Annotated in this window: 25 protein-coding genes; 16 read left to right on the forward strand and 9 right to left on the reverse strand. The window is 69.2% G+C overall.

Annotated features, from left to right (window positions below):
- Nucleotides 1-135 precede the first annotated feature (135 nt).
- Both PG878_RS00370 and PG878_RS00375 read right to left on the reverse strand, forming a co-directional pair.
- Nucleotides 136-1,791 carry a carboxylesterase/lipase family protein gene (locus tag PG878_RS00370; protein ID WP_209029949.1) on the reverse strand — a complete coding sequence of 552 codons (1,656 nt, stop codon included), beginning with the start codon at nucleotides 1,789-1,791 and terminating at the stop codon, nucleotides 136-138.
- 97 nt (nucleotides 1,792-1,888) lie between these two features.
- Entirely contained in the window at nucleotides 1,889-2,908 is a 1,020-nt protein-coding gene (locus tag PG878_RS00375) for an alpha/beta hydrolase (RefSeq protein ID WP_425611753.1), read from the reverse strand.
- Between the two features lie 348 nt (nucleotides 2,909-3,256).
- Here PG878_RS00375 and PG878_RS00380 point away from each other — a divergent pair, with 348 nt between their 5' ends.
- From PG878_RS00380 to PG878_RS00420, 9 genes are all read left to right on the forward strand, one after another.
- Complete coding sequence (locus PG878_RS00380; RefSeq protein ID WP_209029948.1) at nucleotides 3,257-4,081, forward strand: 2-keto-4-pentenoate hydratase; 825 nt, start codon at nucleotides 3,257-3,259, stop codon at nucleotides 4,079-4,081.
- 36 nt (nucleotides 4,082-4,117) lie between these two features.
- The gene (locus PG878_RS00385; RefSeq protein ID WP_209029947.1) at nucleotides 4,118-5,113 is read left to right on the forward strand and encodes a TRAP transporter substrate-binding protein; all 996 of its coding nucleotides are present in this window, start codon (nucleotides 4,118-4,120) and stop codon (nucleotides 5,111-5,113) included.
- 10 nt (nucleotides 5,114-5,123) lie between these two features.
- Entirely contained in the window at nucleotides 5,124-5,642 is a 519-nt protein-coding gene (locus PG878_RS00390) for a TRAP transporter small permease (RefSeq protein ID WP_209029946.1), read from the forward strand.
- A gap of 2 nt (nucleotides 5,643-5,644) precedes the next feature.
- Complete coding sequence (locus tag PG878_RS00395) at nucleotides 5,645-6,928, forward strand: TRAP transporter large permease (protein WP_209029945.1); 1,284 nt, start codon at nucleotides 5,645-5,647, stop codon at nucleotides 6,926-6,928.
- A gap of 209 nt (nucleotides 6,929-7,137) precedes the next feature.
- Entirely contained in the window at nucleotides 7,138-8,196 is a 1,059-nt protein-coding gene (locus PG878_RS00400; RefSeq protein WP_010343057.1) for a LacI family DNA-binding transcriptional regulator, read from the forward strand.
- A gap of 123 nt (nucleotides 8,197-8,319) precedes the next feature.
- Nucleotides 8,320-8,709: a VOC family protein gene (locus tag PG878_RS00405; RefSeq protein WP_209029944.1), complete on the forward strand. Its 390-nt coding sequence runs from the start codon at nucleotides 8,320-8,322 to the stop codon at nucleotides 8,707-8,709.
- A 144-nt stretch (nucleotides 8,710-8,853) separates the two neighbouring features.
- On the forward strand, nucleotides 8,854-9,708 hold the full coding sequence (kduI, locus tag PG878_RS00410; protein WP_209029943.1) for a 5-dehydro-4-deoxy-D-glucuronate isomerase: 855 nt from the start codon (nucleotides 8,854-8,856) through the stop codon (nucleotides 9,706-9,708).
- Nucleotides 9,709-9,769: 61 nt separating this feature from the next.
- Nucleotides 9,770-10,525 (forward strand): 2-dehydro-3-deoxy-D-gluconate 5-dehydrogenase KduD, encoded by a 756-nt coding sequence (kduD, locus tag PG878_RS00415; RefSeq protein WP_010343054.1) that lies wholly within the window; start codon nucleotides 9,770-9,772, stop codon nucleotides 10,523-10,525.
- 118 nt (nucleotides 10,526-10,643) lie between these two features.
- Complete coding sequence (locus PG878_RS00420) at nucleotides 10,644-11,300, forward strand: RpiB/LacA/LacB family sugar-phosphate isomerase (RefSeq protein ID WP_209029942.1); 657 nt, start codon at nucleotides 10,644-10,646, stop codon at nucleotides 11,298-11,300.
- A gap of 82 nt (nucleotides 11,301-11,382) precedes the next feature.
- Here PG878_RS00420 and PG878_RS00425 read toward each other — a convergent pair whose 3' ends face one another.
- On the reverse strand, nucleotides 11,383-11,901 hold the full coding sequence (locus tag PG878_RS00425) for a hypothetical protein (protein ID WP_209029941.1): 519 nt from the start codon (nucleotides 11,899-11,901) through the stop codon (nucleotides 11,383-11,385).
- 546 nt (nucleotides 11,902-12,447) lie between these two features.
- Between PG878_RS00425 and PG878_RS00430 the strand changes: the two genes are divergently transcribed.
- Genes PG878_RS00430 through PG878_RS00440 form a run of 3 tightly spaced genes read left to right on the forward strand, consistent with a single transcriptional unit; the run spans nucleotide 12,448 to nucleotide 14,170 of the window.
- On the forward strand, nucleotides 12,448-13,122 hold the full coding sequence (locus PG878_RS00430) for a CsgG/HfaB family protein (protein ID WP_209029940.1): 675 nt from the start codon (nucleotides 12,448-12,450) through the stop codon (nucleotides 13,120-13,122).
- 20 nt (nucleotides 13,123-13,142) lie between these two features.
- Nucleotides 13,143-13,514 carry a DUF4810 domain-containing protein gene (locus PG878_RS00435; RefSeq protein ID WP_209029939.1) on the forward strand — a complete coding sequence of 124 codons (372 nt, stop codon included), beginning with the start codon at nucleotides 13,143-13,145 and terminating at the stop codon, nucleotides 13,512-13,514.
- Nucleotides 13,511-14,170, forward strand: coding sequence for a DUF799 domain-containing protein (locus PG878_RS00440; RefSeq protein WP_311186005.1), 660 nt, complete (start codon nucleotides 13,511-13,513; stop codon nucleotides 14,168-14,170). The genes PG878_RS00435 and PG878_RS00440 overlap by 4 nt, the downstream gene beginning before the upstream one ends.
- Before the next feature lie 55 nt (nucleotides 14,171-14,225).
- On the opposite strand, the gene phhA is transcribed toward PG878_RS00440, so the two are convergent.
- A complete protein-coding gene (phhA, locus tag PG878_RS00445; protein WP_209029937.1) occupies nucleotides 14,226-15,116 on the reverse strand; it encodes a phenylalanine 4-monooxygenase in 891 nt (296 codons plus the stop codon).
- Between the two features lie 128 nt (nucleotides 15,117-15,244).
- Here phhA and PG878_RS00450 point away from each other — a divergent pair, with 128 nt between their 5' ends.
- The 4 genes from PG878_RS00450 to PG878_RS00465 all read left to right on the forward strand — a co-directional run bounded on the left by PG878_RS00450 (nucleotide 15,245) and on the right by PG878_RS00465 (nucleotide 20,535).
- Entirely contained in the window at nucleotides 15,245-15,724 is a 480-nt protein-coding gene (locus PG878_RS00450) for an Lrp/AsnC family transcriptional regulator (RefSeq protein WP_010343045.1), read from the forward strand.
- Nucleotides 15,725-15,957: 233 nt separating this feature from the next.
- Nucleotides 15,958-18,165 (forward strand): TonB-dependent siderophore receptor, encoded by a 2,208-nt coding sequence (locus PG878_RS00455; protein WP_209029936.1) that lies wholly within the window; start codon nucleotides 15,958-15,960, stop codon nucleotides 18,163-18,165.
- Nucleotides 18,166-18,298: 133 nt separating this feature from the next.
- Nucleotides 18,299-19,171: a hypothetical protein gene (locus PG878_RS00460; protein ID WP_209030271.1), complete on the forward strand. Its 873-nt coding sequence runs from the start codon at nucleotides 18,299-18,301 to the stop codon at nucleotides 19,169-19,171.
- Between the two features lie 32 nt (nucleotides 19,172-19,203).
- Entirely contained in the window at nucleotides 19,204-20,535 is a 1,332-nt protein-coding gene (locus PG878_RS00465) for an XVIPCD domain-containing protein (protein WP_244672479.1), read from the forward strand.
- A 176-nt stretch (nucleotides 20,536-20,711) separates the two neighbouring features.
- On the opposite strand, the gene PG878_RS00470 is transcribed toward PG878_RS00465, so the two are convergent.
- From PG878_RS00470 to PG878_RS00490, 5 genes are all read right to left on the reverse strand, one after another.
- Nucleotides 20,712-21,746 carry a patatin-like phospholipase family protein gene (locus PG878_RS00470; protein ID WP_209029935.1) on the reverse strand — a complete coding sequence of 345 codons (1,035 nt, stop codon included), beginning with the start codon at nucleotides 21,744-21,746 and terminating at the stop codon, nucleotides 20,712-20,714.
- A 204-nt stretch (nucleotides 21,747-21,950) separates the two neighbouring features.
- Nucleotides 21,951-22,964: a TIGR00266 family protein gene (locus PG878_RS00475; RefSeq protein WP_209029934.1), complete on the reverse strand. Its 1,014-nt coding sequence runs from the start codon at nucleotides 22,962-22,964 to the stop codon at nucleotides 21,951-21,953.
- 105 nt (nucleotides 22,965-23,069) lie between these two features.
- Complete coding sequence (locus PG878_RS00480; RefSeq protein ID WP_209029933.1) at nucleotides 23,070-23,900, reverse strand: acid phosphatase; 831 nt, start codon at nucleotides 23,898-23,900, stop codon at nucleotides 23,070-23,072.
- Nucleotides 23,901-24,097: 197 nt separating this feature from the next.
- Nucleotides 24,098-24,880, reverse strand: coding sequence for a rhomboid family intramembrane serine protease (locus PG878_RS00485; RefSeq protein WP_209029932.1), 783 nt, complete (start codon nucleotides 24,878-24,880; stop codon nucleotides 24,098-24,100).
- A gap of 102 nt (nucleotides 24,881-24,982) precedes the next feature.
- Complete coding sequence (locus tag PG878_RS00490) at nucleotides 24,983-25,936, reverse strand: TerC family protein (RefSeq protein ID WP_010343036.1); 954 nt, start codon at nucleotides 25,934-25,936, stop codon at nucleotides 24,983-24,985.
- Between the last annotated feature and the right edge of the window lie 9 nt (nucleotides 25,937-25,945).

The raw sequence follows: 25,945 nt of genomic DNA on the forward strand, positions 1-25,945 counted from the left end.
CATTGTGGGAGGGACTTCAGTCCCGACGCCGCACACCCACCGACCTGGGAAGCGCGCTTCTGCCTTCGACGGGCACGCACAGGTGTTTCGTCCACGGCCGCGAACGCAGCGAGCCGTGATCGGCTGGATAAGGCCTCAGAACGTCCCGCGCTGCACGAACGGCACCTGCGCATACAGCCGCCGTTCGCCCCCACGCGGGTCGTGCGCCAAGCGGCTGTCGGTATCGAACAGCATTGTTTCGCGCTGGCCCAGCGAATACGGTTCCCAGCGTGGCAGGCCGGCGTGGTTGGGGTCGCCGTGGCGGGCGAAGGCCAGCAGCGCCGCGCTCATCGCATCGGCCATGCGCTGTGCGTCGGCGCCGTCGCCGGTGCGCGAACCCGGCTGGCGGATGTTGTCGAACACCAGCGGGATGTCCAGGGTGTGGAAGGCGCCGAACTTGCCGCCGTCCAGCGGCGAGCCCCAGTCGAGCTGGTAGACCCAGGTCGGTGCGCCCTGCCGCGCGCGCGCTTCGGCTTCCTCCACCGCGCCGCGCCAGGAGCGGCCGGCGGTGGTGGCGGCGAAGAACACCTCGCTCGGCGTGTAGTGCGGATACAGCCGCCGGTACTCGGCGATCACTACCTGCGGCGACAGGTCCACGTACTGCTCCTGCGCCAGCTTGTCCGGCAAGGCGTCCCAGCTCAGTGCGAAGTTGGCCGGGTCGTGGCCGAGGAAGGCGCGGGTCTCGTCGTGGGTGTTGCCGATCACCATCGGGATGCGCGCCGACTGCGGCGGCGCGTCCGGCCAGAACGGATGCCGGTGCAGTACCTGCGCATCCAGCACCGGGCCCAGGTACAGCGCGGTGTCCTCGGCGCGCGATGGATCGCGGATGCGCGTGGCCTCGAGCACGCGTTGCAGCGGCAGCGTGCGCAGCGCGTCCAGTTGCGAGGGCGCCAGCTGCAGGGCCTGCAGCAGCAACTGCGTGCGCTGGCTGGCGGCACGTGGCCCGGCGGCGGTGACCTGCTGCCCGCTCATCGTCCAGGCGCGGTGGAACAGGCCCTGCGCGGCCGGCATCGCCATCAGCGTGGCGATCTTGGCGCCGCCGCCGGACTGGCCGAACACGGTGACGTTGCCGGCATCGCCGCCGAACTCGGCCGCGTGCGCGCGCACCCACTGCAGCGCCTGCACCAGGTCGAGCTGGCCGACGTTGCCGGAGGCGGCATAGGCCTCGCCCCCGAACGGCGCCAGGTACAGATAGCCGAAGGCGTTGAGGCGATGATTGACGCTGACCACCACCACGTCGCCGCGCTGGCACAGGCGCACGCCGTCGTACAGCGGGTCGCTGCCGGAGCCGTTGTTGTAGGCGCCGCCGTGGATGTAGAACAGGATCGGGCGACGCGCGCCGTCGCGCAGGCCGGGTGTCCAGACGTTGAGGAACAGGCAGTCCTCGCTGACCGGCTCGGAGCCGCGCTGTGGCGCCGATGCGCCGTAGGCGCTGCAGTCGCGCACGCCGTGCCAGGGCCGTTCCTGCAGTGCCGGCTGGAAACGCTGCGGCGCGGTGTCGGCGCCGTAGGGAATGCCCTTGAACGCGTACACGCCCTGCTCGCGCACGCCGCGGATGCGGCCGCTGCGGGTGCGCGCCAGCGGTGCCGCCGGCGTCGGCACCGCCGCGGTCGCGAGACCGGGCAGCGCGCCACTGACGGCCAACGCGCCGAGCGCACTGTCGCGCAGGAAACGGCGGCGACCCTGGTCGTCGGGTGCGGCCGTGGCGGGCGCGGTGGGATGCGGGGCGGGCAGGCGAGGGCGGGCGGTCATGCGTGGATGGACTCCGGATGAGGCGATCGGGGACGCGTGTGCGGCGTGGCAGTGCGATCGCCTGGCGCGGCAGCCCACGGCGCGCAGGCCGCGTGGCTCACTTTCCCCCCGCCGGCGGCGGGACCGGCGCGCGGGCACGTGGATCGTCCTGCACGTTGCGCATCCAGCTCAGTGCCAGTTGCGGCCACGCCGCCAGCGGCAGGCCGGCGATGCCGCGGACACCGAAGCCATGGCCGCCGTGTGCGAACAGGTGCAGTTCGGCCGGTATGCCCGCCTGGCGCAGCGCTTGGTAGAACAGCAGGCTGTTCTCCACCGACACCACCGGGTCGTCCTGCGCCTGCACCAGGAAGGTCGGCGGCATGCCGGCGTGCACGCGGTTCTGCAGCGAGTAGGCGGCCATGGTCGCCGCGTCCGGGTGGCGGCCGAGCAGCCGCAGCCGCGAGCCGGTGTGCGCTGCGGTGCCGCTGCCCATGTCGATGACCGGATACAGCAACAACAGGAAGTCCGGCCGCGCGCTGACGCCGTCGATCGCATCGCGCGCCGGATACACCACGTCGTCGTAGCGGGTGCCTAGGCTGGCGGCGACGTGGCCGCCAGCGGAAAAGCCGATCGCGCCGATGCGGTGCGGGTCCACGCCGTAGTCGGCGGCATGCGCGCGGATCAGGCGCAGCGCGCGCTGCGCATCGGCCAACGGCTGGTCGCGCGCCGCGGCGCCATCGGCGGCCGCATCGGGGAGACGGTAACGCAGCACGAATAGGGTAATGCCTGCCTGTTCGGCGAAGATCGGCACCAGTGCCGTGCCTTCCTTGTCCAGTACCACGCGCGCGTAGCCGCCGCCGGGCGCCACCAGCAGCGCGCTGCCGTTCGGGTGCTTCGGCCGGTACACCACCAGGTAGGGCTGGTAACGGCCGCTGAGCGCGCGGTCGGGCAGGGCCGGGTCGTCGCTGCGCTCGACCAGGTGCGCTTGCTCGGGCCCTGCCGTCGACCCCGGTGCCGGACCGGACCACAGCGGCAGCCGCGCCGCCAGCTCGGCGGCGCTCTCGCTGGCCGGCCGCTCGCCCGCCATGGCCGCGCCGGGAGAAAACGCACAGCACAGCGCGCCGGCCACGGCCAGCACTGCGGTCCAGGCGCGCGTTCCGGGACGGCGGGCAACAGCGACCGGCGGCCGCGCGCTTGCTGCGCGTTGCAGATCCGCGTGGCACGCCTCTTCGTGAAATGGCTGCAGTTTCATTGGTTCCTCGCCGGTCGTGGCATGGGCGCTCAGTCTGCGACACCGTGCGGCACCGCCGTTGCCGTTGTGGTTGCTATGGCCTTTGGCTTCTACCGATTCCCGATTCCCCGCTCTCGATTCCCAGCGCTTTGCCGCACCGCACATTGCCAATGACACCGGTTTACCATATACAACGGCGCAACGCGCTGTCGATGCGCGGCGCAGCAATTCCGATCCCCCACCTTCCATGCGGAGATGCCCTTGAGCCTTCCTTCCGGCCCGTCGCAGACGCCACCGCCCGCGTTGGCCGACATCGCGGCCCGCTTCGTCCAGGCCCGCCGCCAGGGCCGCGCGCTGCCCGATTTCCCCGGTGTCATCCCCGACGATCTGGAGACCGCCTACCGCGTGCAGGACCTGGCGATCGCGCAATGGCCGGACCGTGTGGTCGGCTGGAAGGTCGGCTACATCGCCCCCGAGCGCCGCGACCACTCCGGGGACGAGCGTCTGCTCGGCCCGATCTTCGCCGCTGCGCTGTGGAATGCCACCGGTGGAACAACCGACATTCCGGTGTTCGATGGCGGCTTCGGCGCGGTCGAGGCCGAGTACGTGCTGCGCCTGGACGCCGACGTGCCGGCCGACCAGTTGCACTGGACCGCGGAGCAGGCCGCACAGGTGCCGGCGACGCTGTTCGTCGGGGTCGAGGTGGCGAGCAGCCCGCTGGCCACGATCAACCAACTGGGGCCGCGCGTGGTGATCTCCGATTTCGGCAACAACAACGGCCTGCTGCTGGGGCCGCAGGTGCCGGACTGGACCGCGCTGGACGAGACCGCACTGCGCGCCGAGACCTGGATCGAGGGCCAGTGCGTGGGCACGGGCGGCGCCACCCTGCTGCCGGGCGGGCTGCGCGCGGCGTTCGCCTTCGCGCTGGCGCGCTCGGCCAGGCGCGGCCGGCCGCTGCGGCGCGGCGAGCTGATCGCCACCGGCAACGCCACCGGCATCCACGACATCGCCATCGGCCAGCAGGCGACGATCCGCTTCGACGGCTACGGCGAACTGCATTGCAGGGCGGTCGCAGCCTAGGCTGCGCGCCGACCACGACGCGCGGGAGGGCGCAGCATGATCACTCGTAGACGATTCCTGGGTGCGGGCCTGACCGCGGCGGCCGCGGCCGGCGTGCCGCTGGGCGCGCTGGCGCAGCGCGGCGACACCCGCCTGCTCACCGCCACCGACGTGCACGTGGCCGACTATCCCACCGTGGAGGCGGTGCGCTGGTTCGGGCAGACCCTGGAGCAGCAGACCGGCGGCCGCCTGCGCCTGCGCCAGTACCACTCCGGCCAGCTCGGCCGCGAGGCGGAGGCGATCGACATGGCGCGCTTCGGCGCCATCGACATCACCCGCGTGTATTCCGGCGCACTGAACAACACCTTCCCGCTGACCCAGGCGCTGTGCCTGCCGTACGTGTTCGACTCGGTGGCGCACCTGCGCCGCGCGATCGACGGCCACGTCGGCGACAGCATCCTGCGCAGTTTCGAACAGCGCGACCTGGTGGGGCTGGCGATCTACGACTCCGGCGCGCGCTGCTTCTACAACACCAAGCATCCGCTGCGGCAGCCCAAGGACCTGCATGGACTCAAGCTGCGCGTAGCGAACTCGGACATCTTCCTCAAGCTGATGCGCATGCTCGGCGCCAACCCGACGCCGATGTCGCTGGGCGAGACCTTCTCGGCGATGGAGACGCACATGATCGACGGCGCCGAGAACAATATGCGCAGCTTCCAGTCCAGCCGCCACTTCGAGGCCGCGCACTACTGGTCGCAGAGCGACCACTCCTACGCGCCGGACGTGCTGGTGATGTCGCGGCGCAGCTTCGAGTCGCTGGCGCCGGACGCGCGCGCGCTGGTGCTGGAGACCGCGCGGCAGTCGGTGACGGTGATGCGCCGGCTGTGGGACGCCTCCGAGGCGCAGGCGCGGCAGCAGGTGATCGACTACGGCGTGGCCATCAACGAAGTGGACATGCCGGCCTTCCGCAAGGCCGCCGCGCCGCTGCTGGCCGAGTACCGGCAGCAGCCGGAGATCGAAGCCCTGTACCGCCGCATCCGCGATTTCGCCTGAGCCCATGCCGATGACCGACCACGATCCCGCCCTCCCGGTGCCGCCGCTGCAGCGGCTGCTGGACCGCATCGCCAACCTCGCCATCGGCATCGCCGCCGCCGCCCTGCTCGGGCTGGTGGTGGTGCAGGGCTGGCAGGTGTTCACCCGCTACGTGCTGAACGACTCGCCGAGCTGGACCGAGCCGGTGACGCTGCTGCTGCTGAGCACGGCGATGAGCCTGGGCGCCGCCGCCGGCGTGCACACGCGCCGCCACTTCGGCTTCTTCCTGCTGGCCGAGACGCTGCACGCCACCCTGCGCCGCGTCATCGACCTGCTGCGCCCGCTGCTGGTGGCCGCCATCGGCGCGGTGATCGCGTGGTGGGGCGCGGTGCTGCTGCTGGACGGGCTGGACATCAAGATCGCCGGCGCGCAGATGCCGCAGAGCATCAACTACCTGCCGCTGTCGATCGGCGGCGCGCTGATGAGCGTGTTCGCGCTGTACCAGGCCTGGCGGGTGTTGCGCCCGGGCACCACCGTGGGGAGGAACTGAGCATGGCCATCGCCATCCTGTTGGGATTGTTCGTGGTGCTGCTGCTGATCGGCGTGCCGGTGGCGTATGCGCTGGGCGCGGCGGCGCTGGCCACGCTGCTGTATCTGGACCTGCCGGCGGTGGTGCTGGTGCAGCAGATCTCCGCCGGTAGTGGCTCGGCGTCGCTGATCGCGATCCCGTTGTTCATCTTCGCCGGCGAACTGATGCTGCGCGGCGGCATCTCCGACCGCCTGATCGCGCTGGCGTCCTCGCTGGTGGGGCGCATGCGCGGCGGCCTCGGCCAGGTCAGCGTGCTGTCCTCGCTGTTCTTCGGCGGCGTGTCCGGCTCGGCCATCGCCGACGTCTCGGCGGTCGGCGGCACCATGATTCCGCAGATGATCAACCGCGGCTACGACCGCGACTACGCGGTCAACGTGAGCATGACCGCGGCGCTGGTGGCGCTGTTGGTGCCGCCCTCGCACAACCTGATCCTGTTCTCGGCCGCGGCCGGCGGCGGGCTGTCGATCGCCGACCTGTTCGCCGCCGGCATCGTCCCGGCGCTGCTGATGACCGCGGCGATGATGCTCACCGGCTACGCGGTGGCGCGCTCGCGCGGCTACGGCACCGAGGCGTTCCCGGGCTGGCGCGCGGTGGCGCTGCGCCTGGTCGGCGCGCTGCCGGGCCTGGGCCTGGTCGCGCTGATCTTCGTCGGCATCCGCGCCGGCATCTTCACCGCGGTGGAGAGCGCGGCGATCGCAGTGGTGTACGCGCTGCTGGTCACCGCGCTGCTGTACCGGCAACTGCGCTGGGCCGAGTTCTTCGGCGCGGTGACGCATGCCGCGCGCACCACCGGGGTGATCCTGTTCGTGATCGCCACCGCGGCGGTGTTCGGCTGGCTGCTGGCCTACCTGCAGGTGCCGGCGGCGGCGGTGCACTTCCTGCAGTCCATCGCCCACAGCCAGCACACCGTGCTGCTGATGATCGTGGTGATGCTGCTGCTGCTGGGCATGTTCATGGACCTGGCGCCCAAGATCCTGATCTGCACGCCGATCTTCCTGCCGGTGGCCAAGGCCTACGGCATCGACCCGATCCATTTCGGCCTGGTGATGGTGCTGGCCGGCGGCATCGGCCTGATCACCCCGCCGGTGGGCTCGGTGCTGTTCATCGGCACCTCGATCGGGCAGATCACCGTGGCCCAGAGCATGCGCACCATCTGGCCGTTCTGGCTGGCGGCGCTGTGCGTGCTGCTGATCGTGGCGTTCTTCCCGGAACTGTCGCTGTGGCTGCCGCGCGCGCTGCGCGCCTGAGCCGGGCAGGCGGCGCCGGGTCGCGTCATGGCGGGCCGCCAGCGTGACACGCCTGCCGTTCCGGCCGCGGCAGGCGCCTGGCGTCGACACCGGCGCCAGGCCGGTCGGGTCGGCGCCGATGCGCTGCGTGTACGCCGGTTCCGTGACCGTACGCTGGAGCGAGCATGACACCCAGTAGAATCCCCTCTCTTTCGTCCGGTTTTCCGTCCATGGCGCCGAACAAGCCCCGCCCCGCCGATGCTCCCGCTTCCGCCCACGGCAAGGCCGCGACGATCAACGACATCGCGCGCCTGTCCGGGGTGTCGAAGAAGACCGTGTCGCGCATCATCAACAACTCGCCGCTGGTGCGCAAAGACACCCGCGAGAAGGTCGAGGCGCTGATGCGCGAGGTCGGCTACGCGCCGGATCCGCTGGCGCGCGGGCTGGCGTTCCGCCGCTCGTTCCTGATCGGCATGGTCTACGACAACCCCACCGCGCAGTACATCGTGGACATGCAGTACGGCGCGCTGGACGCGCTGCGCGGCTCCAGCTTCGAACTGGTGGTGCACCCCTGCGACAGCCGCAGCCCCGGCTACATCGAGGGCGTGCGCCGCTTCGTGCAGCAGCAGAAGCTGCACGGGGTGATCCTGGTGCCGCGCGCCTCCGAGGACCAGGCCCTGGCCGACATGCTCGCCGGTATCGGCGTGCGCTACACCCGCATCGCCTCGCTGCCGCTGGACGACACCTCGCAGATGGTGGTCACCCACGACCGCGACGGCGCCGCCGAGGCCGCCGACTACCTGCTGTCGCTGGGCCATCGCGACATCGCCCTGATCACCGGTCCCAGCGCCTACCGCTCCGCGCACGAGCGCACCGCCGGCTTCATCGACGCGCTGACCCGGCGCGGCATCGAACTGCCGCCGGCGCGCATCGTCGAGGCCGGCTACACCTTCGAATCGGGCGTGGCCGCGGCGGAAAAGCTGCTGCTGGGCAAGCAGCGGCCCAGCGCGATCTTCACCGGCAACGACGAAATGGCCGCCGGCGTGTACAAGGTCGCCCTGCGCGCCAACATCAACATCCCGCGCCAGCTCTCGATCATCGGCTACGACGACAGCCCGCTGGCCTCGCGGCTGTGGCCGTCGCTGACCTCGGTGCGCCGGCACACCCGCGACACCGGCCGCACCGCCGCGGCGATGCTGATCCAGCCCGAGGGCACGCCGTCGCTGGCGGTGGCCAGCGTGCGTCCGCACCTGATCGTGCGCGATTCCTGCCAGCCGCCGGAAGACTGAGCGCGGCGCCGCCGGTGTAGACTGCCCGGCGACCGTGCGGACACCGCTCCGCCCATCGAAGGCCCGCTCCGTTCCGGCACCGTCCGCGCGGATCCACGCGGCCTTCCTGCGAGGAACTGCGCCATGTCGTCCCCCGTCCCTGCCGCCGCCGCGGTCCGTTTCGGCCGCCTGGCGCCGACCGTGCCCGTCGCCGACATCCCCCGTGCCGTCGCCTTCTACACGGAACGGCTGGGCTTCCACAGCGTGTTCCAGAACGGCAGCCCGGTCGGCTTCGTGATCCTGAAGAAGGACGACGCCGAACTGCACCTGACACTGCGTCCCGACCACCGTGGCAGCACCAGCAACGTCGCCCACCTGATGGTCGACGACGCCGCGGCCCTGTACGACAGCCTGCAGGCGCAGGGCGTGCGCATCATCAAGGCGATCCGCGACGCCGACTTCGGCCTGCGCTGCTTCGTCTTCGCCGACCCCGACGGCAACCGCATCGACGTCGGCCAGCCGCTGCCGCGCTGAGCCGCTGCGCCGCCCCCGCGGCGCAGTGCCTTCATCCCGAATCCCCGCCCTTCGTGCACTGCGGAATGACACCGGTTTACCAGACCCGCTAGACTGTCCTCCGTGGCGGGCTGCCGCATGCCGTCGCCTGCATTGGAGAGGCCTATGTCCCTGTACTGCAAGACTCACTACGCCACCCATCCCGGCGCGATCAAGGGCGCCAGCAACGACCAGTTGCGCGACCTGTACCTGCTCGACGGCCTGTTCGTGGACGACGCGGTGACCCTGAAGTACACCCACTACGAGCGCTTCGTGCTCGGCGGCGCGGCCCCGCGCACGCGGGCGCTGACGCTGCCGGCGCAGACCGAGCCGGCCTCGGCCGCCTGTCACCCGTTCCTGGAGCGGCGCGAGCTGGGCGTGATCAACGTCGGCGCCGGCAGCGGCACCGTCACCGTCGACGGCACCGCGTATCCGCTGGGCCCGAAGGACGGGCTGTACGTGGCGATGGGCAGCGCCGAGGTGGTGTTCGCCTCCGACGACGCGGCCACGCCAGCGCAGTTCTACCTGGCTTCTACCCCGGCGCATGCGCGCTTTGCCACCAAGCGGCTGTCGATCGCCGAGGCGGTGGCGCTGGACCGCGGCGCACTGGAGACGAGCAACGAGCGCACCATCTACCAGTACATCGTGCCGGCCACCTGCCAGTCCTCGCAGCTGCTGCTGGGCCTGACCGTGCTCAAGCCGGGCAGCGTCTGGAACACCATGCCGCCGCACCTGCACGACCGCCGCAGCGAGGTCTATTTCTACTTCGACCTCGGCGCCAACGACCGCGTCTACCACTTCATGGGCGAGCCGGACGCGCAGCGCCACATCGTGGTGCAGAACAACGAGGCCGTGGTGTCGCCGCCGTGGTCGATCCACATGGGTGCCGGTACCGCCAACTACGCCTTCATCTGGGCGATGGGCGGCGAGAACCTCGACTACACCGACATGCAAGTGCTGGACATCTGCCAGCTCAAGTAGGCCGCCGTCCCGCGCGCCGCTCCCATTCCCGTCGTCCGCAGTCCCTCAAGGAGTCCATGCAATGACCCACCCGTTCAGTCTCGAAGGCAAGGTCGCCCTGGTCACCGGCGCCAACACCGGCCTCGGCCAGGGCATCGCCGTGGCGCTGGCGCAGGCCGGCGCCGACATCGCCGCCGCCGGCATCGCCGCGCCCACCGAGACCGAGGCCAAGGTCACCGCGCTGGGCCGGCGCTTCGTTGCCATCGAGGCCAACCTGATCAGCATCGAGCCGGTGCAGCGCATCCTCGACGAGACCCTGGCCGGCCTCGGCCGCCTCGACATCCTGGTCAACAACGCCGGGTTGATCCGCCGCGCCGATGCGGTGGACTTCAGCGAGCAGGACTGGGACGACGTCATGAACGTCAACATCAAGTCCGCGTTCTTCATGTGCCAGGCCGCCGGCCGCCACTTCATCGCCCAGGGCAGCGGCAAGATCATCAACATCGCCTCGATGCTGTCGTTCCAGGGCGGCATCCGCGTGCCCTCCTACACCGCCAGCAAGTCCGGCATCGCCGGCATCACCCGCCTGCTGGCCAACGAGTGGGGCGCCAAGGGCGTCAACATCAACGCCATCGCCCCGGGCTACATGGCCACCGACAACACCGCGCAGCTGCGCGCCGACGCCGCGCGCAACCAGGCGATCCTGGACCGCATCCCGGCCGGCCGCTGGGGCGTGCCGGAAGACCTGGGCGGCACCGCGGTGTTCCTGGCCAGCAGCGCCTCGGACTACGTCAACGGCACCGTGATCCCGGTCGATGGCGGCTGGCTCGCCCGCTAACCAGAGCGCGTGGCCAACTCCCTTCTCCCTCCGGGAGAAGGTGCCCGTAAGGGCGGATGAGGGTGCGACCACCGCCGAATTATCCCAACCAAACAAATCCCCACCCAAAGGACCCCCCATGAAAATCGCCCTAATGAACGAGTTCAGCCAGGCCGCCAAGAACCCGGTGATCCTGCAACAGCTCAACGACGTCGCCACCGCGCAGGGCCACAGCGTGTTCAACGTCGGCATGGACGGCGACGCCGACCACCGCCTGACCTACATCCACCTGGGCATCTGCGCCGGCCTGCTGCTCAATGCCGGCGCGGTGGACTTCGTGGTCGCCGGCTGCGGCACCGGCCAGGGCGCGATGATGTCGCTCAACGCGCACCCGGGCGTGTTCTGCGGCTACTGCATCGAGCCGACCGACGCCTACCTGTTCGCCCAGGTCAACAACGGCAACGCGCTGGCGCTGGCCTTCGCCAAGGGCTACGGCTGGGGCGCGGAGATCAACGTGCGCTATATCTTCGAGAAGGCCTTCAGCGGCGAGCGCGGCATGGGCTACCCGGCCGAGCGCCGCGAATCGCAGCAGGCCAACGCCGGCATCCTGACCCAGGTCAAGCAGGCCCTGGCCAAGTCCTACCTGGACGGCCTGCGCGCGCTGGACCCGGAACTGGTCAAGCAGGCCGTGGGCGGCCCGCGCTTCCAGCAGTGCTTCTTCGACAACGCCAAGGACGCCGAACTGCGCGCCTTCGTCGCCGGCGTGCTGGGCAAGGCCGACGCTGCGGCGGCCTGAGGTCGCCGAGATACCCGGGCGGGCGCGCCCCGGTTGCTTTCCCGTCAAACGCCCCGCACCTGCGGGGCGTTTGCACGCGGACCTACTGCACCAGCAGCAGGCCTTCCGCCAGCGGATAGTTCCGCTCCGGGCAGGCGATATGCATGCTGTCCACCACGTAGAACGTCTGGCCCAGCTTCTGCTCGGTGCGCACGAGGTAGGTCAGCGTGCCGCGCGGCGCGTACAGCTTGGCGAGGACGCCGTGGCCGACCAGCAAGCGCTTCAGGTCCTTGGCGAAGTTGTTGGCGATGGAGTTGGTCTGGCTCTGCGCGCCGACCTGGCAGGCCATCAGCACGATCTCCTCGAACGACTCCTTGCCCAGTCCCTTGGCCAGCAGTTGCTGCAGGAATGCCTCCGGTGCAAGCCCGGCGAAGACGTTGACGTTGCCGTGCGAATTGATCACCAGGCGCTTGCCGCGCGTCTTGTTGCTGGGCGATAGCGAGGCCGCGTCGAGCAGGGTCAGCGCATGCGATTGGGTTTCGCCGAAGTGGGATTGCAAGGCTTTCAGCTTGGCGCCGCGCTGATCCGCCTGATCGCCGTCCAGGCCGACATAAATGAGCATGAGGATTCTCCCGACGCACAGGAACGCCAACATGCGTTGGGCGGGAGCGTCCGGAAATCCGGGGTGGCCGCGTCGTGGCGCACCGATCTCGCTCGCTGTGCAGCGTAGGGTCGCCGTCGGTGGCCCCGGGATCGGCGCATTGCCGATTCTCCGCTGTGTACTGGCCGATCTCTGGCGGTGCAGTGTGCCGCAGCGCGATGGCGCAGCATCCAGGTCCGGCGACCGAGGCAACGCGGCCCGTGCACGCCTGCATTGCGATGCGCCCGCAAAAAAATCTCTAAAGTTTCACCTGGTGCCGCCGATACCCATCACCTAGCTGGGTCCCGCTGCGTCGCGGGACGACATGGATTTTTCTTTCCCTGCCCTGCGCAGGATGGTCATGGAGCGACATCACTTTTCTGCAGCGCCCGTTTTCCTGCTCTCGCCGATGGCCCGGATCGCGTGGTCCGCACGCACCGCGCATGCCTGTCGCATGCAGCGACGCTGGGCAAGGACGGAGCCGCCGGCGATTGGTTTTTTCGTAGCTGTATCAACAAGGGGTAATCGATGAAGGACAGTGTGATCAAGGGGACCATGGGGTTGGCGCTTGCGTTGGGCCTGGCGGCTTGCGCGACCGAAACCCACCAGAGCGTCAGGCCGCAGACAGTGGCAGCGGCGAGCGTTCCCTATGCCGGCGCGCGGGCGCCGATCGCGGTGGGCAAGTTCGACAACCGCTCGTCCTTCATGCGCGGCCTGTTTTCCGACGGCGCCGATCGTCTGGGCAGCCAGGCCAAGACCATCCTGATCACCCATCTGCAGCAGACCAATCGTTTCCGTGTGCTGGATCGCGACAACATGGGCGAGATCAAGCAGGAAGCGCAGATCAAGGGACAGTCGCAGCAACTCAAGGGCGCCGATTACGTGGTGACGGGCGATGTGACCGAGTTCGGCCGCAAGGAGACCGGCGATACGCAGCTGTTCGGCATTCTCGGCCGCGGCAAGCAGCAGCAGGCCTATGCCAAGGTCAGCCTGAACGTGGTCGATAGCGCGACGTCCGAAGTGGTGTATTCGGTGCAGGGCGGCGGCGAGTACACCTTGTCCAACCGCGAGGTGGTCGGTTTCGGCGGGACCTCCAGCTACGACTCCACGCTCAACGGCAAAGTCCTGGATCTGGCGATCCGCGAGGCTGTCAACAATCTCACCGCCGCGATCGACTCCGGCGCCTGGAAGCCGGTCAAGTGAGCCGCAACGGACCCTCGCACATGAACACCCTCAATGTCCGTACGCGGATCTGGCTCGGCGCCTGCGCGATGCTCGCGCTGGTCGGCTGCGCCCATCAGAGCGCCTCGCTCTACCAGTGGGGCAGCTACCAGGACCAGGTCTACAGCCACTTCAAGGGCGGCAGCCCGGAACAGCAGATCCAGGCGCTGGAAAAGGACCTGCAGGTGATGCAGGCCGCCAACCGCAGGCCGCCGCCGGGACTGCAGGCGCATCTGGGCATGCTGTACGCCGAAACCGGCAACGGTGCCAAAGCGCAGCAGGAGCTCCTCGCCGAGAAGGCGCAGTACCCCGAGTCCGGCACATACATCGATCTGTTGTTGAAGAACGCCAGCAACGCGAGGAGCGCGCAATGAAAAACGTCGCAAGAATGGCCTGCGTGGCCGTGCTCGGTCTGCTGCTGAGCGCCTGCGCGACGCAGCCGATGTCGCGCGATTACAGCGCGTACAAGGCCAGCAAGCCGCGGTCGATCCTGGTCCTGCCGCCGGTCAGTCATGCCCCGGACATCAACGCCAGCCTGAGCGTGCTGTCGGTGACCACGTTGCCGCTGGCCGAAGCGGGCTACTACGTGATGCCGGTGGCGCCGGTCTACGAGACCTTCAAGCAGAACGGCATCACGGTGGCTGACGAGGCGCAGGCGGTCGCGCCGGAGAAGCTGCGCGAGATCTTCGGAGCCGACGCGGCCCTGTACATCACCGTGGAAAAATACGGTGCCGTGTATCAGATCATCAACAGCGTGGTGGTGGTTTCAGCCAACGCCAAGCTGGTGGATCTGCGTACCGGGACGGTGCTGTGGCAGGGCCAGGCGCAGGCGTCGAGCGGCGAAAACCAGAGCAACGCCGGGGGCGGCCTGGTCGGGATGTTGGTGACGGCTGCGATCAATCAGGTCGTCAACCAGGTCACCGACCAAGGGCATCAGATGGGGAACGTGGCCAGCCAGCGTCTGCTGTCCGCCGGCCATCCTGGCGGCTTGTTGTACGGGCCCTACAACCCGAAGTACGGCACCGACTGACCCGGCGCCATGCCCCGTCTCCGTCAGGCGTGGCGGAGACGGGCACTGCCGCACCTCACACGTCGCCGCCGTCCGCCCAGCCTTCGCCGCTGCCGGCATGGAACACGCGGTCCTGCGCCTGCACCTGGCCGGCTGGCAGATGCGCCTGGTCGGCCAGTGCCGCATAGATCGGGGTGAAGTCCGGCGAGGTCGCCTGCATCAGCTGTTCGAAGCTGTCGATGACGAAGTAGGTCTTCTGGTAGGTGTCGATGCGGTAGCGTGTGCGCATGATCCGCTGCAGGTCGAAGCCGATGCGGTTGGGCGCGTCCGATTCCAGCGAGTACAGCGATTCGCCTTTGGAGGACACGATGCCGGCGCCGTAGATGCGCAGGCCGTCGGCCGTGTCGATCAGGCCGAACTCCACCGTGTACCAGTACAGCCGGGTCAGGTTCTGCAGCGCGTCCGGGCCGATGGCGTGCGCCTTCACCCCGCCTCGGCCGTAGGCCTGAATGTAGTCGGCGAACAACGGGTTCATCAGCAACGGCACGTGGCCGAACAGGTCGTGGAACAGGTCCGGCTCGGCGATGTAGTCGATCTGCTCGGGACGGCGGATCCACCAGGTCACCGGGAAGCGGCGGTTGGCCAGGTGGTCGAAGAAGTCCAGTTCCGGCAGCAGCCCTTCGACGCCGACCAGGGTCCAGCCGGTGGTCGCCTGCAGCACCGCGTTGAGGTCGTCGAAGCGCGGTATCGCGTGCGGGGTCATGCCCATCGCGTCCTGCGCCTGCAGGAATTCGTCGCAGGCGCGGCCGACCAGCAACTCGCGCTGGCGCGTGTACAGCGTGCCCCAGGTGGCGTGGTCGTCGGCGCTGTAGCTGTCCCATGGCTGAGTCACCACGGACGTGGTGTAGACCGGCACGTAGCCCTTGTCGGTCTGCTGGTGTTCGACGCGGCGCGGTGCGGTGTCCATGGTCGACGCTCCGGAAAAGGAATAGCCACGATGGTAGGCGCGCCGCCGCGCAATGGGCTTGCGAAGTTGCGCGGATTGGCGCGCTGCGCGCAAGATTGTTGCGTAAACGCCATGTTGCAGAGCAATAAATGACCGGATCGCCGACCTTCGACCGCACCGACCTGCGCCTGCTTGCCCTGCTGCAGCGGGAAGGCCGCGCCAGCAATGCCGAACTGGCCGCGCAGGTGAACCTGTCGCCCTCGGCCTGCCTGCGCCGGGTCCAGCGGCTGGAGGCCGAGGGCGTGGTCGCCGGTTACGCCGCGCGGTTGGTGCCGGCGGCGATCGGCCTGGGCCTGCAGGCCTTCGTCCGCGTGCAGTTGGAAAAGCACGGGCAGAGCGGCATCGCCCATTTCGCCGACAGCGTGCAGGGCTGGGACGAGGTCGTCGCCTGCCATGCGCTGACCGGCGACATGGACTACCTGCTGCACGTCTACGTCCGCGATCTGGCGCACTTCTCCGCGTTCCTGCTGGACAAGTTGCTCAATGCCGCCGGCGTCGCCGACGTCAATTCCAGCTTCGTGCTGCGCACGGTCAAGGACTTCGCCGGCCTGCCGTTGCCGCGCGGCTAGCGGGAGCGCGGCGGATGTGTCGCCACGTGTCGGCGCATGGCCGCCCTTGTTAAGTTGTTGCTAACGATTTACATTTGCGTTCTGCGACGGCCATCCACGGCCACAGCCTCTCCGCCAGCCCTGCCGGGCCAGCCACGCCGGTCTCCGCCGTGGAGTGCGGCTGCGCCTGTCCTTTTCCTGCCACCCGCGGCGCGACCGTGTTGTCCCGCGCCCAACCTTCGCGAGATCGATCCATGCTTTCCTCCGCTCCACGCCGCCTGCTGTCCCTCGCCGTGCTGTCCGTGCTCTCCGCCGCCTCGGCACCGCTGCTTGCCGCCGAAGCCGCGGCCGTCGACGCGGCCGACGTGCAGCCGACCACGCTGGACAAGGTGGAGGTCAGCGGCAGCCCGTCGCGTGCGCAGCCGTCCACCACCACCCGCCTGCCGCTGACGCTGCAGGAGACGCCGCAATCGGTGAGCGTGCTGGGCCAGCAGCGGCTGGAAGAGGAATCGCTGTTCAGCATCAACGACGTCATGCGCAACGTCACCGGCGTCAACGTGTCCTTCTACGACACCCAGCGCCCGCTGTACTTCGCGCGCGGCTTCCAGATCACCGACTTCCAGGTCGACGGCCTGCCCACCTACAGCGGTTCCACCAACCAGGAATACGACATGGTCTTCTACGACCGCGTCGAGGTGATCCGCGGCGCCAACGGCCTGCTCAGCGGCGCCGGCATTCCCTCGGCCACGGTCAACCTGCTGCGCAAGCGCCCCGGCAAGACCTTCGATGCGTCGTTCGCGGCCTCGCTCGGCACCTGGGATTTCCGCCGCACCCAGGCCGACGTCACCGCGCCGTTGAGCGCCGACGGCCGCTTCCGCAGCCGCTTCGTCGCCGCCTGGCAGGACCGCGGCTACTACTACGACCACTACACCGAGCAGAAGATGTCGGGCATGGCGGTGCTGGAAGGCGACCTGACCGACAGCACCACGGTCACCGTCGGCTACCAGCGCCAGGACAACGATCCGGTCGGCTCGACCTGGGGCACGGTGCCGTACTTCTTCGCCGACGGCAGCTTCGCCGACCTGCCGACCTCCACCAACCTGGCGCCGAAGTGGGCGCGCTGGCAGCGCAACACCCGCACCGCCTTCGCCAACCTGGAACAGCGCTTCGGCGACAACTGGTTGCTGAAGGTCAACCTGGCGCGCACCGAGGGCGAGGTCGAGAATCTGCGCGTCTACGGCAGCGGCTATCCCAAGCGCGACGGCAGCGGCATCTACCTGCGTGCCGCCGCCGGGCAGGCCACCGACACCCGCGACGGCCTGGACGTGTACCTGTCCGGCAGCTTCCCGTTGTTCGGCCGCGACCATGACCTGGTGATCGGCGGCAGCTGGCAGGACCTGCAGTCGAACACGCCGACCATGGCGCTGCGCTATCCGGGCGACTGGACCACCTGCGGCCGCGAGCGCTGCTACTACATCCCCAACGTCTACGACTGGCACGGCGACGTGGGCCAGATCACCGCCACCCGCACCGGCGCACGGCGCGAAGCGCGCACCACCCAGCGCGGCGTGTACGCCTCAACCCGGCTGCGCCTGGCCGAGCCGCTGTCGCTGATCGCCGGCGCGCGCCTGAGCTCGTGGCAGACCGGCACCCAGGCCTTCGCCGCCGACGGCAGCTACACCGGCACCAGCGGACGCTACCGGGTCAGCGACGAGGTCACGCCCTACGTCGGCCTGGTCTACGACCTCACCCCGGCCATCTCCACCTACGCCAGCTACACCGAGATCTTCAATCCGCAGAACTACAAGGACAAGGACAACAACCTGCTCGCGCCGGTGCAGGGCTCCAACCTGGAAGCGGGCATCAAGGCGCAGCTGGCCGATGGCCGCGCGCTGCTCAGCGCCGCGGTGTTCGAGGCCAAGCAGGACAACTACGCGGTGCGCGACATGACCCAGCCCGAGGCCTCGCTGCCCGACGGCAGCTCGGCCTACATCGGCGTCGACGGCACCAAGAGCCGCGGCTGGGAAGTGGAATACAACGGCGAACTGCGCCCGGGCTGGACGCTCAATGCCGGCTACACCCGCGCCAAGGTCACCCGCGCACCGACCGACGCGATCTACGCCAACCTGCCGGAGGACTACCTGCAGCTGTCCACCCAGGTGCGCCTGCCCGGCGCCTGGCAGCGCCTGAGCCTGGGCGGCGGCGTGAGCTGGCAGAGCGCGGTGCGCGGCTACAACATCCAGCGCCCGGTCGGCGACGGCAGCGCCGCCACGCGCCCGGTCACCGTGGTGCAGGATCCGTACGCACTGGTGCATTTCAACGCCAACTACCAGCTCAGCACGCAATGGACCGCGACCATGGCAGTGACCAACGCGCTGAACAAGAAGTACTGGGCCAACCTGGACTACCAGAACTACGGCGAGCCGCGCTTCGTCAGCTTCACGTTGCGCTGGCGGTACTGAGCGAAGGCGCATGGCGGGCAAGGACGCCCGTCGCGCAGCCTGACATGGCTGCGGCGGGTGGCCGCTGTGGCGATGCGTGCCGATGGCCGGCACCGCGCGTCTATACTGCCGCCGCCATCATCGGAGGATGCAGATGCGACCCGCTACGCGCCTGGCCCAGTGCTTGTTGCTTGCCGGCATCCTGCCCCTGGCAGGGTCCGCCCAGTCCGGCTCTGCCGACACGCCGGCGTCCACCTCCACCAATGCCCAGGGCTGCGTGCGAAAGCGCCAGCTCGGCCCACAGGATCCGTTCAAGACGCCGCCGCCACTGATGGAGGCATGCCTGGGTCCGTACAAGCTACGCATTCCGGCCAACTACTTCGGCGACCAGATGGGGCCGAACTTCGACGACAGTTTCGGCCTGTACCTGGAGTACCCGTCGCTGCAGCCGTTCGCACCGGGCGAACGCACGCATCTGCGCCTGGATGTGTCCACGCGGACGGTCGATATCGGATACCACTATCTGGATAGTGTGGATGTCCATGAGGCGCTACGCAGGCGCTATACCGGCTATTCCGCGGGCAAGGATAATCCGGCAGAGCATCTGGAGAGCCGTCTCAGGCAAGGCACGATGTATGGGCTGACGCCCTACTATGCGGATCTTCCGAAAGTGTTCGCCTACTACAAGGCAAAGGGATACCGGGCATCCGCGCCCGTGTTCAATGCGGAGGAACACGACGATTGGTACGTCGAACGGGATCCGAATGGCGAAATCCGTACCTTCATCAAATGCACTTCGCACGTGGTCGCCGAAACCGGGGTGGAGTATCGGGACGGAAAGCTGGTGCGTAGCAAGGACGCCGAACTTCCAGAGTGCCATCATATCTTCGCGCTTCCCGAGATCAGGACACTCGTGGAGGTGCGCTACGTGCGTGCTGCATTGCCGGACTGGAAGCGAATCGAGGGTGCGGCCCGCAGCTACCTAGAGAAGTTCATGGTGAGAAAGGATGGGGCGCAGGACAGGTAGTTCTGTAGGCGGACGACAAAGGAGCTCTGGAAATGAGTGGTCTGGACAAGCGCGATATCGAAGTTCTTGGTTACTACGCCGAGCAGGGAAATCGAGAACTTTATTGGAACTACCTCGCAAACAAACAAGGTAACGATGGCTATGGGTTGCTCGCGCTCGGCGTAGTCCGCAACGATAATGCGCCAGGCGCCACCGCAAACGCGTTCGCCGAAAGCCAGGCACGCAGCGACAGTGTCGCGATGAGCGAGCGGCAGTGGAACGAATTCGGCATTGATTTGATGAAGAGCGACTTCGAGAGCCGGCGAGGCTACTTCGACAATGACCAGCCCGCGCAGGCACTGAATCTTCCAGTCAAGGACGTCGAAGCCGTCCACGACGCTACCTTCCAGAAGCATCACATCAATCCCAATGGCTGGACGCCGCGCGAACTGCTCGACGCCGCGCGCCGCCATGGCGGTGAGCCGGAGGCGGAGAAGGTCTGGTCGATGATGCTCGACAACTCCGCGCTTGGCCTGAGCCGCGCCGGCTTCACCATGAACGACGTGCGCAAGTACGACGACGCGCAGCTGGATGCGATGTCCTACATCGGGCGCATGACCGCTGCGCGGGCGCTCGCGCACGAAGCGCGGCCGATCACCGATCCGGAGCGGATCGGTGCGCGGAGCTCCTACTACGAGCGCGATGCGCGGACCGGCGCATGGACCAACTGGATCGATGGCGGCGAGCAGACCATCGCCCATCCGGTGCGCGACCCGCAGCAGATCCGGGAACTCGACGAGACCCGCGCGCTGCGCCTGGAGCGCCAGCAGTTACGCGAGCAGTTCCACCCCGAGGATCCGTATCGCCACCAGCCGATCCTGCGCAGCCCGCAGACGCTGGCCGACGCCGATCCGGTGCAGGCCGGTCCGTCGACCGCCCAAGCTGCCAGCGCGGCCAATCCCACGCAGCCTGGCCATCCGCGCCATGCGCTCTATCAGCAGTGCGCAGCCGGCACGCAAGAACTGGATCGGCAGTTGGGTCGCAGCCCCGATGCGGACAGCGCCTGCATGGCGGCCAGCGTCACCGACCTGGCCGCACGCAACGGTCTGCAGCGGGTGGATCACGTGCTGTTGAGCGAGCACGGGCGCACGACGCAGCCGGGCGAGTTGGTGTTCGTCGTGCAGGGCGATCCGAAGGATCCGGCACACGTACGCGCCCACATGTCCACGGAAGAGGCGATCCGTACGCCGGTCGCGCAGTCCTTCGAGCGGCTTGCCGCGTTCGATCGGCAGCAGGCGTTGGTCCAGGCGCAGCAGGTCGCCCTGCAGCAGGATGTCCACCAGCAGGACGCGCAGCGGCAGAGTGCGACGGTGTCGCGGATCTGAGCGAAGCGAAGCCTGTGGCGCTGCGATCAGGTCCGCAGCGCGTATGGCTGAGGTACCTGCGGCCTCGGCACGAGCCCCAGGTTGGATGAGCCGGCGAGGGGCGTTCGTTTAGAGGCCCCTGGCGCCCGTACCCTCACCCCCCGGCCCCTCTCCCGCGGGGAGAGGGGAGCGAAGCGTCAGTCCTTCGGCTTGCAGGGATCCTCGCGGCGCAGCAGGCGGCCCAGGCGCGAGGGCGGTTCGCACGGTGGCGGCGCCGGTTGCGCGGCCTTTGCCGCCGCCGCCGCGGCGTCGCTGCGCTGCTGCTGCAGTTGCGCCAGCCTGGCCTTGATCTGCGGCATCGCCGCCAGCGCCGCCTTCTCGCCTTCCAGGATCGCGGCGTTGCGCTGGGCGAAGTCGGCGGCGCCGATGTCGTTGACCTTGGGCCGGATCACGATGTCGGCGCGGCCCAGTTCCTGCTGGCCGAGGCGCTGGCCCATGATCGCGATCGATTGGTTGACGGTGCCGAGCATGCTGCCCGGGTTCTTGCCGCTGGCCTTGCTGGAGATGTCCACGGCGACGACGAAGTCGGCGCCGAGCTGGCGTGCGGCGTCCACCGGCACCGGGCTGACCACGCCGCCGTCCACGTAATGGAACTTGCCGATGGCGACGGGTTCGAACACGCCAGGAATGCTGCTGGACGCGCGCACCGCCTGGCCGGCGTTGCCGCGCACGAACACGGTGCGCTCGCCGTCTTCCAGCCGGGTGGCGACCGCGGCGAACGGCTTGGCCAGCTTCTCGATCGGCTTGCCCTTGAGCTGGGCGTTGACGTAGTCCTGCAGCGCCTGGCCCTGCACCAGGCCACCGGAGAACAGGCGCATGTCGCGGATGCTGCTTTCGTCCAGCGCCACCGCCGCCTGCTGCATCTGGAACGCGTCCATGCCGCTGGCGTACAGCGCACCGACCACGCTGCCGGCGCTGGTGCCGGACACCACCGTCGGCTCCAGGCCGTTGGCCTGCAGCATCTTGATCACGCCGATGTGAGCGAAGCCCTTGGCCGCACCGCCGCCCAGGGCGATGCCGATGCGCAGCGGCCTGGCCGCCGGCGCGGGCGCCGATGCAGGCCCGGTCACCACCGGGGCCGGCGGCGCCGGCTTGGGCTCGCCGCCGCAGGCGGCAAGCAGGCCGAACAGGGACAGGGACAGCAGCAGGCGCGGGGAACGGAACACGGTCATGGAAGCGTCGCGGAAAGGAGGAAGGAGCCGGCGCGAGCATAGCGGCATCCTCCTGCACCGCCCACGACTGGAGGTCATGCCACCGGTGTTTCTCGCGCTTCAGCGGAGGTGAGGGTGCCTGTGCTCCTGATGCTGCGAGGCGCTTCGCGCCCGTACCCTCACCCAACCCCTCTCCGGGGGGGAGAGGGGCTGAAGCTCGGCGGCTCAGAAGTTGTTGTCGCCGTCCAGGATGCGGCCGAAGCCGCCCAGCACCGAGCCTTCGCCGCGGTTCTGCCCGCCGCCCTGCGGTGCGGCGGCGAGCATGCGTCCGGCCAGGCGCGAGAATGGCAGCGACTGCAGCCAGACCTTGCCGGGGCCGGTAAGGGTGGCCAGGAACATGCCTTCGCCGCCGAAGAACATGCTCTTGATGCCGCTGACCGGGCGCACGTCCATGTCCACCGAGGCGTGGAACGCGACCACGCAGCCGGTGTCCACGTCCAGGCGTTCGCCGGCGGCCAGTTCGCGCTCGACCACGCAGCCGCCGGCGTGCACGAACACCCAGCCGTCGCCCTCAAGCTTCTGCATGATGAAGCCTTCGCCGCCGAACAGGCCGGTCATGATCTTGCGCTGGAAGTGGATGCCCAGCGACACCCCGCGCGCGCCGGCCAGGAAGCTGTCCTTCTGGCAGATCAGGCGGCCGCCGTGCTGGTCCAGCTTCATCGCCAGCACCGTGCCGAGGTAGGGCGCGGCGAAGGCGACCTTGGCCTTGCCATGGCCCTGGTGGGTGAACACGGTGGTGAACAGGCTCTCGCCGGTGACTAGGCGCTTGCCGGCCGACAGCAGCTTGCCCATCAGCCCACCCTGGTCGGCGCCGGAGCCGTCGCCGAACACGGTGTCCATCCGCACCGCCGCGTCCTTGAACATCAGCGCGCCGGCTTCGGCCACCGCGCTCTCGCCCGGGTCCAGCTCGATCTCCACGAACTGCATCTCGTGGCCGACGATGCGGTAGTCGATCTGGTCGGCGCGGCTGGCGGTGGTGGGCAGCGGCGGCGGGCCCGGCGGCAGGAAGGACGCGCCGCCCTGCAGGGCGGGAATCTGCGCCACCGGCAGCCAGCCGTTCTGGCCCTGGCTCCAGGCCAGCGCCGTGGGATTGTTGCGGGCGAAGACGACCGCGTCGGCATCGTCGAACGGGCCGGAGCGGGTCTGTTCGCTGCCGGTCAGGAAATACCACTGGGTCATCGGTGCAGGTCCTTGGCGGGAAGTCGCGCGAGTCTAGCCTGCCGTCCCGGACCGTTCGCATCTGCCCAAAGACAGGGGGCTGTGCAGGCGGTCCGCACGCCGTGCCTACAGCGCGCTGGCCGGGCGCACCTGCAGGACCCCGGCTTCCGCGGCGCAGTCGCTGGCCGGCACCCGCCCGGCGGCGCGCGCGGCGATGATCTCGCCGCGGGCCGCGGCCAGGTCGGCGCGGAAGGCCGGGTCGTCGTGCAACCGCGCCACCGTGGCCGCGCCAATGAAGCGGCCGGCGAGCACGTCGCTCTGCCAGTGCACGTTGCACACCAGCCGGCTCTCGCCGTAGTTGCGGCCGCGTGCGATCAGCGCGGTTGCGCGTTCCGGCGCGATCTCGCTCAGGGTCAGCGCCCAGGCCCAGCCGATGGCGCTGTGTCCGGACGGATAGGAACCGCTCTGGCGCAGGTCGTCCAGGTCGTCCGGCGTGCAGACCGCCTGCTGGTTGCGCAGGAACGGCCGCGCGCGCTGGTACTGGCGCTTGGCGGCCTTGGTGGCGGCGCTGGCATCGATGCGGCTGCGCTCCAGCAGGGTGTACAGGTGCGGGGTGTGCTGTGCGTCGATCGCCACGCCCAGCGCGCAGGCGAACTGGCTGGCGCCATTGGGAAAGCTCAGATCGGCATCGCGCGCGGCCTGCTGCCAGCGCGCGCTGCCGCGCAGGGCCAGTGCCTCGCGACTGACCCCCAGGTCCAGCGCCTCGCCGGGCGACCCGGCCGCCGGTGGCGCCGGCAGCAGCTGCAGGCTGTCCGGCACCGCCGCGGCCGGCAGATAACCCACCGCCTTGGTGGAGGCCGGCGCCGGCGCACGCAGCGCGGGGCCGCTGCAGGCGGCCAGGGCGAGCGCCAGCACGGCGGCGGCGGAGCGAAAACGACAGGCGGGCGACACGGACATGCGAACTCGGACAGCGACGGCGGACCGGTCAGTGTACGGCGTGGCGCAGGGACAGGTCGCCCGAGGCGGCATGCCGCGGCGTGCGATTGCGCGTAGGAGCGGCTTCAGCCGCGACCGGCCTTCCCGGTAACGCCTGTCGCGGCTGAAGCCGCTCCTACGGATGCAGATTGGCGCATTCTGGAAGCACCCTTCCCGCCTCAGCCCCCGTCACGCTCCTCGCGCGGCGGAAAGCGCAGCACCACCCCGCGCGGCACCGACGGCGGCTGCCACAGCACCGGCACCTGGGCCGGCGGCGGCGGTTCCAGTTCGTCGTCGGCGACGAGGAGGTCGTCGGTGTCTTCCTCGTCCTCCCAGCTGTAGCGCTTGCGCGGCGGCAAAGGATCGCGGTGGCGCAGCAGCAGCGCCGCGACCACCCCGCCCACGGCGCCGCCCAGGTGCGACTGCCAGGACACCCCGTCCTCGTGCGGCAGCACCGTCACCAGCATGCCGCCGTAGAACAGGAAGGCGATCATGCTGGCGGCGATCGCCGCGCGGTCGCGTCGCAACAGCGCCAGCACGAACACCAGGAACAGCAGGCCGTGGGCCACGCCGCTGGCGCCCAGGTGATGGCTGCCGGGATCGCCGAGCCACCAGGCGCCCAGGCCCGAGCCCAGCCACAGCAAGGGCAGACCGGCCAGGGTGGCGCGCGGGTACACGCTGCCGGCCAGGGTACCCAGGATCAGCAGGGCGCCGGCGTTGGCCCCCAGATGCTCAAGCGAGCCGTGCAGCAGCGGTGCGGTGAGTACGCCGAGCAGGCCGGCGGCCGTGTGCGGCGCGACCGCCCAGGGCCGCCAGTCGAACAAGCCCTGGCTGGCGAACACCGCCACCAGCACCGCCACGAAGGCCAGGCTGACATTGAACGCGCGCAGGATCCGCGCGCGGTCGAAGCGGCCCTGCGCCTCGTGCTCGGGCGGGGGCGAAGGGAGCGAAGAGGTGTCCATGTTCCCTGGATGGCGGCGCCCTGCGTCCAAGGCAAGGCGCCGCCGATGGGAGGGACTGGCCGCGGCCGCGGGACAATCCGCGGCCGCGGTGCCAGCGCCGGGTCAGTGCGCCGGCTTGGCCGGGCGCAGCAGGCTCAGCACCACGGTGGCGCCGATCACCACCGCCACCGCCAGCAGCGACACCAGCACCGGGATCTTGTACAGGTCGATGATCAGCATCTTGGTGCCGATGAAGACCAGCACGATCGCCAGGCCGTAGGGCAGCAGGTGGAAGCGGTCGGCCATGCCCGCCAGCAGGAAGAACATCGCGCGCAGGCCCAGCACCGCGAACACGTTGGAGGTCAGCACGATGAACGGGTCGGTGGTGATCGCGAAGATCGCCGGGATGCTGTCCACCGCGAAGATCACGTCGGTGATCGCGATCAGCATCAGCACCGCGAACAGCGGGGTGAACCAGCGCTTGCCTTCCTGGGTCACGCTCAGCGCGTTGCCGTGGTACTGCGGGGTCAGGCGCAGGTGCTTGCGCATGAAGCGCAGCACCGGGTTGGCCTCCAGGTCGGGCTCCTTGCCCGCCGAGAACCACATCTTGATGCCGGTCAGCAGCAGGAACGCGCCGAACACGTACAGCAGCCAGTGGAACTTGGTCAGCAGCACCGAGCCGGCGAAGATCATCACCGCGCGCAGCACGATCGCGCCGAGCACGCCGATCACCAGCACGCGCTGGCGCTGCTCCTCCGGCACCGCGAAGTAGCTCATGATCATCAGGAACACGAAGATGTTGTCGACCGCCAGCGACTTCTCGACCAGGTAGCCGGTCAGGAACTCAAGGCCCAGGCGGTTGCCGGTGGCCACGTCGATGGTCTCGCGCAGGTACCACCACAGGCCCGCGTTGAACGCCAGCGCCAGCGCGATCCAGCCGATGCTCCACCACAGCGCTTCCTTGAAGGTGACCTTGTGCGGACCGCCGTGGCGCATCAGCACCAGGTCCGCCAGCAGCGCCACGACCACCACGATCGCGAAACCGCCCCACAACCACACGTTGCCTATCGTTTCCATTGGGAATTT

The organism is Xanthomonas hawaiiensis (assembly GCF_031834635.1).
GTDB lineage: Bacteria > Pseudomonadota > Gammaproteobacteria > Xanthomonadales > Xanthomonadaceae > Xanthomonas_A > Xanthomonas_A sacchari.

Bases quoted from the DNA above. Each gene is read 5' to 3' on its own strand.
- PG878_RS00400 (WP_010343057.1), top strand. From the start codon at position 7,138: ATGGCGCCGAACAAGCCCCGCCCCGCCGATGCTCCCGCTTCCGCCCAC.
- PG878_RS00385 (WP_209029947.1), top strand. From the start codon at position 4,118: ATGATCACTCGTAGACGATTCCTGGGTGCGGGCCTGACCGCGGCGGCC.
- PG878_RS00395 (WP_209029945.1), top strand. From the start codon at position 5,645: ATGGCCATCGCCATCCTGTTGGGATTGTTCGTGGTGCTGCTGCTGATC.
- PG878_RS00370 (WP_209029949.1), bottom strand. From the start codon at position 1,791: ATGACCGCCCGCCCTCGCCTGCCCGCCCCGCATCCCACCGCGCCCGCC.
- PG878_RS00490 (WP_010343036.1), bottom strand. From the start codon at position 25,936: ATGGAAACGATAGGCAACGTGTGGTTGTGGGGCGGTTTCGCGATCGTG.
- PG878_RS00460 (WP_209030271.1), top strand. From the start codon at position 18,299: ATGCGACCCGCTACGCGCCTGGCCCAGTGCTTGTTGCTTGCCGGCATC.
- PG878_RS00425 (WP_209029941.1), bottom strand. From the start codon at position 11,901: ATGCTCATTTATGTCGGCCTGGACGGCGATCAGGCGGATCAGCGCGGC.
- PG878_RS00380 (WP_209029948.1), top strand. From the start codon at position 3,257: ATGCCCTTGAGCCTTCCTTCCGGCCCGTCGCAGACGCCACCGCCCGCG.
- PG878_RS00440 (WP_311186005.1), top strand. From the start codon at position 13,511: ATGAAAAACGTCGCAAGAATGGCCTGCGTGGCCGTGCTCGGTCTGCTG.
- phhA (WP_209029937.1), bottom strand. From the start codon at position 15,116: ATGGACACCGCACCGCGCCGCGTCGAACACCAGCAGACCGACAAGGGC.
- PG878_RS00455 (WP_209029936.1), top strand. From the start codon at position 15,958: ATGCTTTCCTCCGCTCCACGCCGCCTGCTGTCCCTCGCCGTGCTGTCC.
- PG878_RS00420 (WP_209029942.1), top strand. From the start codon at position 10,644: ATGAAAATCGCCCTAATGAACGAGTTCAGCCAGGCCGCCAAGAACCCG.
- PG878_RS00435 (WP_209029939.1), top strand. From the start codon at position 13,143: ATGAACACCCTCAATGTCCGTACGCGGATCTGGCTCGGCGCCTGCGCG.
- PG878_RS00485 (WP_209029932.1), bottom strand. From the start codon at position 24,880: ATGGACACCTCTTCGCTCCCTTCGCCCCCGCCCGAGCACGAGGCGCAG.
- PG878_RS00480 (WP_209029933.1), bottom strand. From the start codon at position 23,900: ATGTCCGTGTCGCCCGCCTGTCGTTTTCGCTCCGCCGCCGCCGTGCTG.
- kduD (WP_010343054.1), top strand. From the start codon at position 9,770: ATGACCCACCCGTTCAGTCTCGAAGGCAAGGTCGCCCTGGTCACCGGC.
- PG878_RS00430 (WP_209029940.1), top strand. From the start codon at position 12,448: ATGAAGGACAGTGTGATCAAGGGGACCATGGGGTTGGCGCTTGCGTTG.
- PG878_RS00390 (WP_209029946.1), top strand. From the start codon at position 5,124: ATGACCGACCACGATCCCGCCCTCCCGGTGCCGCCGCTGCAGCGGCTG.
- PG878_RS00450 (WP_010343045.1), top strand. From the start codon at position 15,245: ATGACCGGATCGCCGACCTTCGACCGCACCGACCTGCGCCTGCTTGCC.
- PG878_RS00465 (WP_244672479.1), top strand. From the start codon at position 19,204: ATGAGTGGTCTGGACAAGCGCGATATCGAAGTTCTTGGTTACTACGCC.
- kduI (WP_209029943.1), top strand. From the start codon at position 8,854: ATGTCCCTGTACTGCAAGACTCACTACGCCACCCATCCCGGCGCGATC.
- PG878_RS00470 (WP_209029935.1), bottom strand. From the start codon at position 21,746: ATGACCGTGTTCCGTTCCCCGCGCCTGCTGCTGTCCCTGTCCCTGTTC.
- PG878_RS00405 (WP_209029944.1), top strand. From the start codon at position 8,320: ATGTCGTCCCCCGTCCCTGCCGCCGCCGCGGTCCGTTTCGGCCGCCTG.
- PG878_RS00475 (WP_209029934.1), bottom strand. From the start codon at position 22,964: ATGACCCAGTGGTATTTCCTGACCGGCAGCGAACAGACCCGCTCCGGC.